Raw genomic sequence first — 12,732 nt, 5'->3', positions numbered from 1 at the left:
GGAACAACCTCCAAGTCGACATCGTTTACGGCGTGGACTACCAGGGTATCTAATCCTGTTTGCTCCCCACGCTTTCGCACCTGAGCGTCAGTCTTTGTCCAGGGGGCCGCCTTCGCCACCGGTATTCCTCCAGATCTCTACGCATTTCACCGCTACACCTGGAATTCTACCCCCCTCTACAAGACTCTAGCCTGCCAGTTTCGAATGCAGTTCCCAGGTTGAGCCCGGGGATTTCACATCCGACTTGACAGACCGCCTGCGTGCGCTTTACGCCCAGTAATTCCGATTAACGCTTGCACCCTCCGTATTACCGCGGCTGCTGGCACGGAGTTAGCCGGTGCTTCTTCTGCGAGTAACGTCAATCACTGCGGTTATTAACCACAATGCCTTCCTCCTCGCTGAAAGTACTTTACAACCCGAAGGCCTTCTTCATACACGCGGCATGGCTGCATCAGGCTTGCGCCCATTGTGCAATATTCCCCACTGCTGCCTCCCGTAGGAGTCTGGACCGTGTCTCAGTTCCAGTGTGGCTGGTCATCCTCTCAGACCAGCTAGGGATCGTCGCCTAGGTGAGCCATTACCTCACCTACTAGCTAATCCCATCTGGGCACATCTGATGGCAAGAGGCCCGAAGGTCCCCCTCTTTGGTCCGAAGACGTTATGCGGTATTAGCTACCGTTTCCAGTAGTTATCCCCCTCCATCAGGCAGTTTCCCAGACATTACTCACCCGTCCGCCGCTCGTCACCCAGGAGCAAGCTCCCTGTGCTACCGCTCGACTTGCATGTGTTAGGCCTGCCGCCAGCGTTCAATCTGAGCCATGATCAAACTCTTCAATTAAAAGCTTGATTTGCTTCAACTCGTGAAGCGGTGCTCAAAAATTAACTTTCGTAATAATTCAACTAAATGAATTACTGCTTGGTCACTCTTCAAGACTTGATATTTTTTGTGATACCCGAAGGTATCTGAGATATCAATCCTGCGAGTGCCCACACAGATTGTCTGATAAATTGTTAAAGAGCAGTGAGTTGCGCGCTTTCGCTTGCTAACTCGAGGTGGCGTATATTACGCTTTCCTCTTTCAGAGTCAAGCGATTATTTCGCGCTTTTCTCCAACTAACCAGCCGGTTTGTAAGCCGTTGTGCCGTGTCAGTGGAGGCGCAGTATAGGGATTTTCTGGAAGCTGACAACCCCTATTTTCAAAATAATTATCAATCGCGCATTTTTTAAGCATTACGCCTGTTTTTGGCGCGATTTTATCGCTTTTGGCAGATCCGCGAGGCTATTAATGACAAAATCAGCCGCAGCTTCACTTTGTTCAGTGACTGGCTTGCCAGTGCGAACCAATACTTTTGTCCCTACTTGTGCAGCTGATGCCGCCTGCATGTCTTCCAATTTGTCACCAACCATATATGAAGAAGCCATATCTATATGAAGGAACTCTTGAGCTGAGAGCAACATGCCCGGCTGCGGTTTACGGCAATCACAGGTTTGTCGAAACTCTTCTACTATAGCCTCAGGGTGATGTGGGCAGTAATAGATACCATCAAGATCAACACCACGGTCTGCTAAAGACCAGTCCATCCATTCCGTCAGATTTTCAAAATCCCCTTCCGTAAACATGCCACGGGCGATGCCTGATTGGTTAGTGACAAGAACCAATGCATAGCCCATTGCTTTTAACTCACGCATTGCGTCAATCACACCATCAATGAACTCGAACTGATCAACTTCATGGACATAGCCATGATCAACATTAATGGTGCCATCACGATCGAGAAAAATAGCGGGAACAGACTGTGCCACTTGGAAACTCCTGAAACTGGGATTATTAGCCGTAGTATCGCATGATTTCTTATCCGGACGAGAATAGACAATCATTCGCGGATTGATTTAGACGTCTGGATGCCTTAACATCCATATTGATATCGGTCATCGCCCGTTATCGGCAGCAGAAAATGCCACGGCTTACACTCATACGATAATAAATAACCTAATGATTAAACTTTCGAATATCACCAAAGTGTTCCAACAAGGGAATCGCAGCATACAGGCGTTGAATAACGTCAGCCTGCATGTTCCTGCTGGGCAAATTTATGGCGTTATCGGCGCATCCGGTGCTGGGAAGAGCACTCTTATCCGCTGTGTAAATCTGCTTGAGCGCCCAACTGAGGGTTCAGTACTGGTCGATGGTCAGGAACTGACAACGCTTTCTGAAGGCCAACTTACTAAAGCACGCCGTCAGATTGGCATGATTTTCCAACATTTTAATTTGCTATCATCCCGCACTGTTTATGGCAACGTCGCATTGCCTTTAGAGTTGGACAATACTCCGCGCGAAGAAGTTAAGCGTCGAGTTTTCGAGCTACTTGATTTGGTGGGCCTGAGTGAAAAGCATGATGCTTACCCTGCCAATCTTTCTGGCGGGCAAAAACAGCGTGTCGCTATTGCTCGCGCACTGGCCAGCAATCCAAAAGTGTTGTTGTGTGATGAGGCCACCAGCGCACTCGACCCAGCAACAACGCGTTCGATTCTCGAACTACTGAAAGATATTAACCGCCGCCTTGGTCTGACTATTCTATTAATTACCCATGAAATGGATGTCGTAAAACGTATCTGTGATTGTGTTGCGGTAATTAGTGACGGTGAGTTAATCGAACAAGATACCGTGAGCGAAGTGTTCTCTCATCCTAAGACGCCGCTCGCACAACAGTTTATTCAATCCACTCTGCATCTGGATATTCCTGAAGATTACGCTCAGCGTTTAAGCACAGATAAAAGCGAAACTACCGTTCCGCTGCTTCGCCTGGAGTTTACTGGCCAATCTGTCGATGCACCGTTACTTTCCGAAACTGCACGCCGCTTTAATGTGAATAGCAATATCATCAGCGCGCAGATGGATTACGCCGGTGGCGTGAAATTCGGCATCATGCTGTGCGAATTGCATGGAGAACATCAGGATATGGACGCTGCTATCGCCTATTTGCAGCAGCAACATGTAAAAGTAGAGGTGCTGGGTTATGTCTGAGCCAATGATGTGGTTACTTTTAAAAGGCGTGTATGAAACGCTGGCGATGACGTTTGTGTCTGGCTTCTTTGGCTTTGTACTCGGCTTGCCTGTCGGCGTATTGCTCTATATTACCAGGCCTGGGCAGATCAGCGCTAACACGAAGGTTTATAACAGCCTGTCGGCGTTGGTAAATATCTTCCGTTCTATTCCGTTCATTATATTGCTGGTTTGGATGATTCCATTTACCCGAGCCATTGTCGGAACGTCTATTGGTCTGCAAGCCGCTATCGTTCCACTAACAGTAGGTGCGGCACCATTTATCGCGCGTATGGTGGAAAACGCCCTGCTGGAAATCCCATCGGGCCTGATTGAAGCTTCTCGTGCAATGGGCGCAACACCCATGCAGATTATTCGCAAAGTTCTACTGCCAGAAGCACTACCGGGTCTGGTCAATGCTGCAACCATCACACTGATTACCCTGGTTGGCTATTCTGCTATGGGCGGTGCCGTTGGTGCCGGCGGTTTAGGTCAGATTGGTTATCAGTATGGTTATATCGGATATAACGCTACCGTGATGAATACGGTATTAGTGTTATTGGTGGTATTAGTGTATTTAATTCAATTCTCAGGCGATCGTATCGTCCGGGCAGTGACTCACAAATAATACATTCAACACAACATCATTTTTACACATAGTAAGGAAGGGATATGTCTTTTAAATTAAAAACCTTTGCAGCAGTTGGTGCTCTGATTGGTTCTCTGGCACTTGTGGGTTGCGGTCAGGACGAGAAAGATCCAAACCATATTAAAGTTGGCGTCATCGTTGGTGCTGAACAGCAGGTTGCCGAAGTTGCGCAGAAAGTCGCAAAAGAGAAATATGGCCTGGATGTTGAGCTGGTGACCTTTAACGACTACGTTCTGCCTAACGAAGCGCTGAGCAAAGGCGATATCGATGCTAACGCCTTCCAGCACAAACCATACCTGGATCAGCAGATCAAAGACCGTGGTTACAAACTGGTTTCTGTAGGTAACACATTCGTGTATCCAATTGCAGGCTACTCCAAAAAAATCAAATCATTGGATGAGCTGCAAACCGGCGCACAGATTGCTCTGCCAAACGACCCAACTAACCTTGGTCGTTCCCTGTTGCTGCTGCAGAAACAAGGTCTGATCAAACTGAAAGATGGTGTTGGCCTGCTGCCAACAGTTCTGGATGTTACTGAGAACCCTAAAAACCTGAAGCTGGTTGAGCTGGAAGCACCGCAACTGCCACGTTCTCTGGACGATGCCCAGATTGCCCTGGCGGTTATCAACACCACCTACGCAAGCCAGATCGGCCTGACTCCAGCAAAAGACGGTATCTTTGTTGAAGATAAAGACTCTCCATATGTAAACCTGATCGTTTCACGCGAAGATAACAAAGACGCTGAAAACGTGAAGAAATTCGTTCAGGCTTACCAGTCTGACGAAGTTTATGAAGCAGCAAACAAAGTCTTCAACGGCGGCGCAGTAAAAGGCTGGTAAGTTTCCAATCTTCTATTTTTGCGTAAATAATCTAAGACGGGCTAATGCCCGTCTTGTTATTTGTACGAGAGCTTGGTTCAATAATCGCGTTTTATCATTCATTGAGGAAAAATTATGCGTGCTTTACCGATCTGTTTATTAGCAGTCATGCTGAGCGGCTGTACGATGCTAAGCAGATCCCCTGTTGAACCTGTTAAAAGCACTGCAACAGCGCCAGCACCAGAACCCGCTAAGCCTAAAGCTCCACGTCCAGCACCAGTAAGAATCTATACCAATGCTGAAGAGTTAGTCGGTAAACCATTCCGCGATCTCGGTGAAGTCAGCGGCGATTCGTGCCAGGTGAGCAATCAGGATTCACCACCGAATATCCCGACAGCTCGTAAACGCTTACAAGTAAACGCATCAAAAATGAAAGCAAATGCGGTCTTACTGCATAGCTGTGATGTCACCAGCGGCACGCCAGGATGTTACCGTCAGGCTGTTTGCGTTGGTTCGGCGTTAAACGTTTCTGCAAAATGACAGCATTTAGTTTCGAGCAAATTGGCGTTATCCGCTCTCCTTATAAAGAGAAGTTTGCCGTCCCCCGCCAACCAGGTTTAGTGACTGATGGCGGCGGCGAATTGCATTTACAACCTCCCTACAATGTGGCGGATGCCGTTCGTGGCCTCGAAGGTTTTAGTCATTTATGGCTGCTATTTGTCTTTCACCAAACAATGGAAGGTGGCTGGCGTCCTACGGTTCGCCCACCGCGTCTGGGTGGGAATGCGCGTATGGGGGTTTTTGCCACTCGTTCAACCTTCCGCCCAAATCCCATCGGTATGTCGCTGGTTGAACTGAAAGGCATTCGTTGCCAAAAAGATCAGGTCATTTTGCAGTTAGGCAGTCTGGATTTGGTCGACGGAACCCCCATCGTTGATATCAAACCCTACTTGCCGTTTGCGGAAGCCGTGCCAGAAGCCATAGCGGGTTATGCACAAAACGCACCTGCAGCGGATATGCCGGTATATTTTACTACTGATGTTCAGCAGCAATTACCGGTGCTGGATGAACGTTATCCTTACATTGAGCGTTTCATCCGCCAGGTGCTCGCACAAGATCCTCGTCCGGCCTATCGTAAAACGGAAGATGCAGGTAAAACCTATGCCGTTTTATTGCTGGACTTTAACGTTCGCTGGCGTGTTACCGACCAAGGTTCAGAAGTGTTTGCAATTGAGACCCGTTAATTTATCGCCCTTCTCTTTTGACATCCCTGCCACACTGGTAAACTAAAACACTTATTTTGCATCAGGCTACTCAGGTAGCCAGTTATCTGCCGTTCAAATGGAACCGTAACAACATGCGTACTAGCCAATATCTGCTCTCCACACTGAAGGAGACACCAGCCGACGCCGAAGTCATCAGTCACCAACTGATGCTGCGCGCCGGGATGATCCGCAAACTCGCTTCTGGTTTGTATACCTGGTTGCCGACCGGTCTGCGCGTCCTGAAAAAAGTCGAAAATATCGTGCGTGAAGAGATGAACAACGCCGGTGCCATCGAGATGTGCATGCCCGTGGTTCAGCCCGCAGATTTGTGGCAGGAAAGTGGTCGTTGGGAACAATACGGTCCAGAGCTGTTACGTTTTGTTGATCGTGGCGATCGTCCATTTGTTCTCGGCCCAACTCACGAAGAAGTCATCACTGACCTGATTCGTAACGAACTGAGTTCTTACAAACAACTGCCGCTGAACTTCTTCCAGATCCAGACGAAGTTCCGTGACGAAGTGCGCCCACGTTTCGGTGTAATGCGCTCCCGTGAGTTCCTGATGAAAGATGCCTACTCTTTCCATACCTCTCAGGAATCCTTGCAAGAAACTTACGATGCGATGTATCAGGCTTACAGCAAAATCTTCAGCCGTATGGGTCTGGATTTCCGCGCGGTAGAAGCAGATACCGGCTCCATCGGCGGCAGCGCATCCCATGAATTCCAGGTGCTGGCGCAGAGCGGTGAAGACGATGTTATCTTCTCAACCGATTCTGATTACGCGGCGAATATTGAATTTGCTGAAGCTGTCGCTCCAGCTGGTGGCCGCGCGGCACCGACTGTTGAAATGACGCAGATCGACACGCCGAACGCAAAAACCATCGCTGAGCTGGTTGAGCAGTTCAATCTGCCAGTTGAAAAAACAGTGAAGACTTTGATGGTCAAAGCCACCGAAGGCAGCGCTTATCCGCTGGTTGCTTTGTTGGTTCGTGGCGATCACGAACTTAATGAAGTTAAAGCAGAAAAACTGCCACAAGTTGCCAGCCCACTGACTTTCGCGACCGAAGAAGAAATTCGTACGGTAGCTAAAGCAGGCCCAGGTTCACTTGGTCCAATCAACCTGCCAATTCCTGTTGTTGTTGACCGTTCCGTTGCGGCAATGAGCGATTTCGCGGCTGGCGCTAACATCGACGGTAAACACTTCGTCGGTATTAACTGGGAACGTGATGTTGCACTACCAGAAGTGGCCGACATCCGTAACGTAGTTGAAGGCGATCCAAGCCCGGATGGTAAAGGTACTTTGCTGATCAAACGCGGTATCGAAGTGGGGCATATCTTCCAGCTCGGCACCAAGTATTCAGAAGCGATGAAAGCTTCTGTTCAGGGTGAAGATGGCCGTAACCAGACTCTGACCATGGGTTGCTACGGTATCGGTGTGACTCGCGTAGTTGCTGCGGCTATCGAACAGAACAACGACGAGCGTGGTATTGTTTGGCCAGATGCGATTGCACCATTCCAGGTTGCGATTCTGCCAATGAACATGCACAAATCTTTCCGCGTTAAAGAGCTGGCAGAAGAGCTGTACTCAACACTGCGTGCCAAAGGCATCGACGTGTTAATGGATGACCGTAAAGAGCGTCCTGGCGTAATGTTTGCCGATATGGAGCTGATTGGTATTCCTCACACTGTCGTTATCGGCGATCGCAACCTCGATAGCGAAGAAGTTGAATACAAAAACCGCCGTGAAGGTGAGAAGCAGATGATCAAAACCGGCGAAATCATTGATTTCTTGCTGGCACAGATTCAACGCTAAGACTAGCGCATGAAGTAAAAAGCCCCGCTAAGTGATTAGCGGGGCCTTTTTATATCTACTGACCCGTCCTGAATAGCGTTGACACGTTCCTGACTTAAATCCGGAGAACGTGATGATGACTGAGTTCAAACGCACCCAACGTGATTATCCTCTATCCTTTAAAATAGCCGTTGTTGAGCAGGTTGAAAAAGGCGAGATGACCTATAAACAGGCCCAGCAGCGGTATGGCATCCAGGGGCGCTCCACCGTTCTTGTCTGGCTGCGTAAATATGGCCGGCTTGACTGGAGTCCCGGACTTCCTGACCTGGTGAAGAGGAAACGGCCTGTGGCTCAGACGACTATCCCGCTTACACCCGAACAAAGAATCAGGGAACTTGAAGAACAGCTTGAGCTGGCGAACCAGAAAGCGGAGTTTTTTGAGTCGRTTATCAATGTCCTGAAAAATGATTACGGGGTGAGTGTCGTAAAAAAGCGGCACGGCAAGTCCTCGCGCAAAGTCCGGCCCCCAAAATAACCGTTACGCGCGCATGCCAGTTCCTGGGGCACAGCAGACAGGCGTGGTATCAGGACAACACAAGGCGCAGAAAACGCCAGGAACAACATGCCCGGGTTCTTGCGTTTGTTACCCGCGTCAGGTGTCGTCAGCCGCGAATCGGTACGCGTAAACTGCACTATCTGCTGAACACTCAGGCCGATAACATGCTGAATATAGGACGAGACCGTCTGTTTAACCTGCTGAATGAATACCGGCTCCTGGTGCCAGTGAAACGGGCGTATCACAAAACCACCAACAGCCACCATCGCTTTTACCGGCATCCTAATTTGCTGAAACCCGGCCCGGGACAGGTTACCGCCCTTGAGCCAGAGCAGGTCTGGGTTGCCGACATTACGTACCTTCCACTGCTCAGTGGCACAGCTTATCTGAGTCTGGTCACAGATGCCTGCTCCAGAAAAATCATGGGTTATCATGTCGGGGAAAACCTGCAGACAGAAAATGTGGTAAAAGCGTTCAGACAGGCTCTGAGGCGAAGAAAAACGACGGRGYCCCTGGTTCATCACTCTGACAGAGGACTGCAATACTGTTCAGTGCTTTATCAGTCAGTCCATGAGAAAAACGGGATAACCTGTTCAATGACCGATGGTTATGACTGCTACCAGAATGCGCTGGCTGAGCGAATAAACGGGATCCTGAAAAATGAGTTTTTACTCTCGCGTCCTGCAGACCTGGCGCAGGCCCGGGAAATGGTAAAAGAATCCGTGGCGATTTATAACCATGAGCGGCCACACCTGGCCCTGAAATACAAAACGCCCGATGATGTTCATCAGGCGTTTTACAGACAGAAAACTGTCAACGTATATCAGGACTAGTCAATATCGAGTATTATCCAATCCCATTAGTTTGCAGCAACGTCAGGCTAAACCCCATCACTGCCATACCGCAAAGAACGCCATAACTCGGATTGTTATGTGGGTCGATTTCCTTAGCGAGCGGCATCAGTTCGTCAACCGACAACGCCACCATGATGCCTGCGACGGCAGCCATAATTGCAGCCATTAAAACTGGCGAAATCATCGGGCCTAAAATCAGCCAGGCCAATACACCACCGAGAATTTCCGCAAGTCCCGAAATCCCAGCCCAGAAGATAGCTTTGCGTTTTGAACCCGTAGCCGCGTAGACCGGGCCTGCCACGGCCAAACCTTCAGGAATGTTGTGCAATGCTACTGCGAGCGCAATCCCCATCCCTAATTCCAGGTTACTACTGGCAGTCACAAAGGTCGCCACCCCTTCAGGGAAGTTGTGTAGGCTAATACCCAGCGTTAGCAGCAATGCGGTGCGGCGTAAGTTACGCGGCTGCGGCTTGCTGTCCATCAAGTCTTGCGGATGCGCATGGGGCAGGGCGCGATCGAGTGCGAAATAGCCCAGCAAACCCAGCATAAACATGCCATAACCCAGTACCGGCGACATTCCCTCGGTATGAAGTGCGGCTGGCAGCATCTCCATTAAAGAGATAAGCAGCATAATGCCCGCTGCAAAGCCGAGGGAAAATGCCAGCACACGGTTTGATGGTTTCTGGCCGAGGACGCCAAGAAAAGCACCAATGAAAGTGGCTCCCCCTGCTAATAGGGTCAGGATCAAGGGTACTGACATTTATCACTCCTTTTGATAATGATTCTCATTCATATTAATGGGCGATGTGATAAAAATCGAGAGCCAGTTGAGAAGCTTTACACATCGCTTACATTCAAATTTCCTGAAGATCTTCATCATTCTTATCTGAGTTCTTCATAGCGTAAAAGCGCGTACTGTAGTTTTCATAAACTGAATGACCTGATTAAAGGACACTACCATGACAACTCAACGAATGCCTGCGCTGTTCCTCGGACACGGTAGCCCAATGAACGTGCTTGAAGATAACCAATATACCCAAGCCTGGCGCCATTTGGGAGAGACCTTACCGCGTCCAAAAGCAATTGTGGTTGTATCTGCGCACTGGTTCACTAAAGGCACGGGTGTTACGGCAATGGAAACGCCAAAAACCATCCATGATTTCGGCGGCTTCCCACAGGCCTTATACGATACTCATTACCCCGCACCGGGCTCCCCTGAGCTGGCACAACAGTTGGTCGATTTGCTGGCACCCGTTCCGGTGATGCAAGACAAAGAAGCCTGGGGGTTTGATCACGGCTCCTGGGGCGTTCTTATAAAGATGTACCCGAATGCTGATATTCCAATGGTGCAGCTCAGTATCGATAGTACCAAACCAGCCGAGTGGCATTTTGAAATAGGCCGTAAACTGGCGACGTTACGCGACCAGGGTATTATGCTGATTGCCAGTGGCAACGTTGTCCATAACCTGCGTACTGCGCGCTGGCATGGTGAAAACACGCCATACCCATGGGCTGAGTCGTTTAACCAATATGTGAAAGACAATCTCACATGGTCTGGGCCGGTTGCCGAGCACCCGTTGGTGAATTACTTGCAGCACGAAGGCGGATCGTTATCTAACCCAACTCCGGATCACTACCTGCCATTACTGTATGTATTGGGGGCGTGGGATGGTAAAGAGCCGATAACTCTACCAACGGACGGGATAGAGATGGGATCGTTGAGTATGCTTTCGGTGCAAATCGGCTGACACGTTATAATTCAAATTGCATATGCTGATATAAAAAAGGCGCGAAATTCGCGCCTTTCGGTATTTATTCTACAAATATATGCGGATAGAAGCGCGATAGATCCTGAGTGATTAGCTCGCGATCCTCACGAATACCAATTCCTGCAGGTTGATCGTTGATAAGCCAACTGCCGATCAACACATAACTGTCGCCAAATTTAGGTAACTGATAGAACTCCTGCACAATCATACCTTCTTCACCGTAAGGGCCATCGACACGGGCAATTTCTTCGCCGTTTTCGATGATCTTCACATTCGCGCCTTCGCGAGAGAAGATTGGCTTCACCACGTACTTATTCATCGGCGGATAGTTATCTTCGGCGAAATAAGCAGGCAGTAAGTTTGGATGATCCGGGAACATTTCCCACAGCATTGGTAGCAATGCTTTGTTGGAAATAATGCTCTTCCAGGCAGGTTCCAGCCAGCGAACGCCAGCGTCTTCGAGTTTGGTGGAGAACATTTCACGCAGCATGAATTCCCACGGATAGAGCTTGAACAGGTTACTGATAACCTGATCCTGCAAATCGGTGAACTGGCCTTTCTCGCCCAGGCCGATTTCTTCCATGTAGACGAATTCGCTCGCCACTTCTGCTTCAGCTGCACAATCTTGCAAATACTGGACAGTACCGCGATCTTCTACTGTGTCCTGGCAGCATGCGAAATGCACCAGATTGAAACCGTGCTGCTGTTTTAATTCAGCAAAACGCTCGATGATCTTTTCTTGCAGGCTGTTGAACTGATCGCTTTGGGCTGGCAGGTTGCCGGCCTGGATCTGATCTTCCAGCCAGATCCACTGGAAGAATGCCGCTTCGTATAAAGACGTTGGCGTGTCGGCGTTGTTTTCCAGCAGCTTAGGTTCACCAGCGCCATCCCACGCAATATCCAGGCGTGAGTAAAGAGATGGCTGTTGCGTGCGCCAGGACTGACGCACAAATTCCCAGGTGTGCTTAGGAATGCGGAACTTAGCCAGCAGCTCATCGCTGCCCACAACTTTTTCTACAACTTTCAGGCACATCTGATGCAGTTCAGCGGTGACTTCTTCCAGGCGTTCAACTTGAGGGAGTGTCAGCTTGTAATATGCGTCTTCACACCAGTACGGCTCGCCATACATGGTGTGAAAGTTAAAACCATATTCTGTGGCTTTTTCGCGCCAGTCCGGGCGCTCAGTAATCGCAATTCTTTCCATAATTTCTTAGCCACCCATGGAGCGAGAAGAACCCGTTGCGCTGTTGCTGCGCTGCATTGTTGATTGTTTGGCGACTGAATCACCGAAACCGCCACGAGTTACTGTGCTGGTAGTTGCAGGTTTTGGCGCCATAGCAGTTTTCGGAACTGTAGCCGTACGACCAGGTGTGGCTGCACCGTAGCTTTTACCGGTGGCATCGGCGTATTTACCATAAGCCGGGCTTGCTGGGTTTTTCGAGGTGAACAGCGGTTGCTGAGCAAAGCCTGCTCCGCCACCCATCAGACGGCCCATCATGTAGCCTGCCATCAGCGGCATCCAGAAGCTGCCGCTTTGTTGTGGCTGAGCCTGAGCTTGTTCACCCGCCATGCTTGCCTGTGCTGGAGCTTGCTGACATTGGCCTTCACCAAATTCAGCGATACATTCTTCGCGTGAAGCATATTTCGGTGCGGTACGTTCTGCTTCTTTCAAGGCATTGTTAAAAGCAGTCGTACATTCGGCACTTTTGCCTGGGTTGGCCTGCGAGCATTCATCCGCGTTTTGATACATGGAAACTGTTTCGTCATTTTGTTCGCAACCGGCAAGCATAAATACTGCGGTAACTGCCAGTGCGACCGGCGTCAAATGGCGTGCGTTCCAGCTTTTGCGGAACGATGCGTGATTTATGATTTTTGTCCGTTTCATTATTCTGTCCTGAGCCCAGTGGTCATGGTGCTTAGAATAGGGGATGAATGGTTGAAATTGAAGCGATGACGACTGTTTGGAGGGAGATCTTTACCTTGCCTTA

General features: G+C 49.4%; 12 protein-coding genes and 1 rRNA gene. 8 read left to right on the top strand and 5 right to left on the bottom strand.

The window, feature by feature from the left end; translation table 11 throughout:
* Positions 1-838: ribosomal RNA gene (locus IX31_RS18905) — 16S ribosomal RNA — on the bottom strand; the annotation flags it as partial.
* 392 nt (positions 839-1,230) lie between these two features.
* Positions 1,231-1,803: a D-glycero-beta-D-manno-heptose 1,7-bisphosphate 7-phosphatase gene (gmhB, locus tag IX31_RS18900; RefSeq protein ID WP_034461039.1), complete on the bottom strand. Its 573-nt coding sequence runs from the start codon at positions 1,801-1,803 to the stop codon at positions 1,231-1,233.
* A 190-nt stretch (positions 1,804-1,993) separates the two neighbouring features.
* Between gmhB and metN the strand changes: the two genes are divergently transcribed.
* From metN to IX31_RS23025, 7 genes are all read left to right on the top strand, one after another.
* A complete protein-coding gene (gene metN / locus IX31_RS18895; protein WP_034461037.1) occupies positions 1,994-3,025 on the top strand; it encodes a methionine ABC transporter ATP-binding protein MetN in 1,032 nt (343 codons plus the stop codon).
* Positions 3,018-3,671: a methionine ABC transporter permease MetI gene (locus IX31_RS18890; protein WP_034461035.1), complete on the top strand. Its 654-nt coding sequence runs from the start codon at positions 3,018-3,020 to the stop codon at positions 3,669-3,671. Before metN ends, IX31_RS18890 begins: the two co-directional genes overlap by 8 nt.
* Positions 3,672-3,715: 44 nt before the next feature.
* Entirely contained in the window at positions 3,716-4,531 is an 816-nt protein-coding gene (gene metQ / locus IX31_RS18885) for a methionine ABC transporter substrate-binding lipoprotein MetQ (protein ID WP_034461034.1), read from the top strand.
* A 114-nt stretch (positions 4,532-4,645) separates the two neighbouring features.
* On the top strand, positions 4,646-5,050 hold the full coding sequence (rcsF, locus tag IX31_RS18880; protein ID WP_034461033.1) for an Rcs stress response system protein RcsF: 405 nt from the start codon (positions 4,646-4,648) through the stop codon (positions 5,048-5,050).
* Entirely contained in the window at positions 5,047-5,754 is a 708-nt protein-coding gene (gene tsaA / locus IX31_RS18875; protein ID WP_034461031.1) for a tRNA (N6-threonylcarbamoyladenosine(37)-N6)-methyltransferase TrmO, read from the top strand. Before rcsF ends, tsaA begins: the two co-directional genes overlap by 4 nt.
* Before the next feature lie 113 nt (positions 5,755-5,867).
* On the top strand, positions 5,868-7,586 hold the full coding sequence (proS, locus tag IX31_RS18870) for a proline--tRNA ligase (protein WP_034461030.1): 1,719 nt from the start codon (positions 5,868-5,870) through the stop codon (positions 7,584-7,586).
* A 112-nt stretch (positions 7,587-7,698) separates the two neighbouring features.
* Positions 7,699-8,954, top strand: a protein-coding gene (locus IX31_RS23025; RefSeq protein WP_122974063.1) for an IS3 family transposase whose coding sequence is annotated in 2 segments (ribosomal slippage) — positions 7,699-8,050 and positions 8,050-8,954 — 1,257 coding nt in all. Because the reading frame shifts where the segments join, the coding sequence is not laid out codon by codon here.
* Between the two features lie 13 nt (positions 8,955-8,967).
* On the opposite strand, the gene zupT is transcribed toward IX31_RS23025, so the two are convergent.
* Positions 8,968-9,735: a zinc transporter ZupT gene (zupT, locus tag IX31_RS18855; protein WP_034461027.1), complete on the bottom strand. Its 768-nt coding sequence runs from the start codon at positions 9,733-9,735 to the stop codon at positions 8,968-8,970.
* Positions 9,736-9,934: 199 nt separating this feature from the next.
* Here zupT and ygiD point away from each other — a divergent pair, with 199 nt between their 5' ends.
* A complete protein-coding gene (gene ygiD / locus IX31_RS18850; RefSeq protein ID WP_034461025.1) occupies positions 9,935-10,723 on the top strand; it encodes a 4,5-DOPA-extradiol-dioxygenase in 789 nt (262 codons plus the stop codon).
* Positions 10,724-10,787: 64 nt separating this feature from the next.
* Here the strand turns inward: ygiD and IX31_RS18845 are convergent, their stop codons facing one another.
* Together IX31_RS18845 and IX31_RS18840 are read right to left on the bottom strand one after the other, a co-directional pair.
* Positions 10,788-11,948, bottom strand: a complete 1,161-nt coding sequence (locus tag IX31_RS18845; RefSeq protein WP_034461024.1) for a glutathionylspermidine synthase family protein — start codon at positions 11,946-11,948, stop codon at positions 10,788-10,790.
* A 6-nt stretch (positions 11,949-11,954) separates the two neighbouring features.
* On the bottom strand, positions 11,955-12,629 hold the full coding sequence (locus IX31_RS18840) for a DUF1190 family protein (protein ID WP_034461022.1): 675 nt from the start codon (positions 12,627-12,629) through the stop codon (positions 11,955-11,957).
* Positions 12,630-12,732 lie beyond the last annotated feature (103 nt).

The sequence above is a fragment of the Buttiauxella noackiae genome, from assembly GCF_000737905.1.
In the GTDB taxonomy this organism is placed as follows: Bacteria; Pseudomonadota; Gammaproteobacteria; order Enterobacterales; family Enterobacteriaceae; genus Buttiauxella; species Buttiauxella noackiae.
The sequence above is the reverse complement of the archived record's forward strand: the minus strand, read 5'-3'. Positions and strand labels throughout refer to the sequence as shown.

What these genes read in the sequence shown, in the direction of transcription:
- tsaA (WP_034461031.1), top strand. Translation starts at nt 5,047, where the DNA reads ATGACAGCATTTAGTTTCGAGCAAATTGGCGTTATCCGCTCTCCTTAT.
- IX31_RS18845 (WP_034461024.1), bottom strand. Translation starts at nt 11,948, where the DNA reads ATGGAAAGAATTGCGATTACTGAGCGCCCGGACTGGCGCGAAAAAGCC.
- ygiD (WP_034461025.1), top strand. Translation starts at nt 9,935, where the DNA reads ATGACAACTCAACGAATGCCTGCGCTGTTCCTCGGACACGGTAGCCCA.
- metQ (WP_034461034.1), top strand. Translation starts at nt 3,716, where the DNA reads ATGTCTTTTAAATTAAAAACCTTTGCAGCAGTTGGTGCTCTGATTGGT.
- IX31_RS18840 (WP_034461022.1), bottom strand. Translation starts at nt 12,629, where the DNA reads ATGAAACGGACAAAAATCATAAATCACGCATCGTTCCGCAAAAGCTGG.
- proS (WP_034461030.1), top strand. Translation starts at nt 5,868, where the DNA reads ATGCGTACTAGCCAATATCTGCTCTCCACACTGAAGGAGACACCAGCC.
- metN (WP_034461037.1), top strand. Translation starts at nt 1,994, where the DNA reads ATGATTAAACTTTCGAATATCACCAAAGTGTTCCAACAAGGGAATCGC.
- IX31_RS18890 (WP_034461035.1), top strand. Translation starts at nt 3,018, where the DNA reads ATGTCTGAGCCAATGATGTGGTTACTTTTAAAAGGCGTGTATGAAACG.
- rcsF (WP_034461033.1), top strand. Translation starts at nt 4,646, where the DNA reads ATGCGTGCTTTACCGATCTGTTTATTAGCAGTCATGCTGAGCGGCTGT.
- zupT (WP_034461027.1), bottom strand. Translation starts at nt 9,735, where the DNA reads ATGTCAGTACCCTTGATCCTGACCCTATTAGCAGGGGGAGCCACTTTC.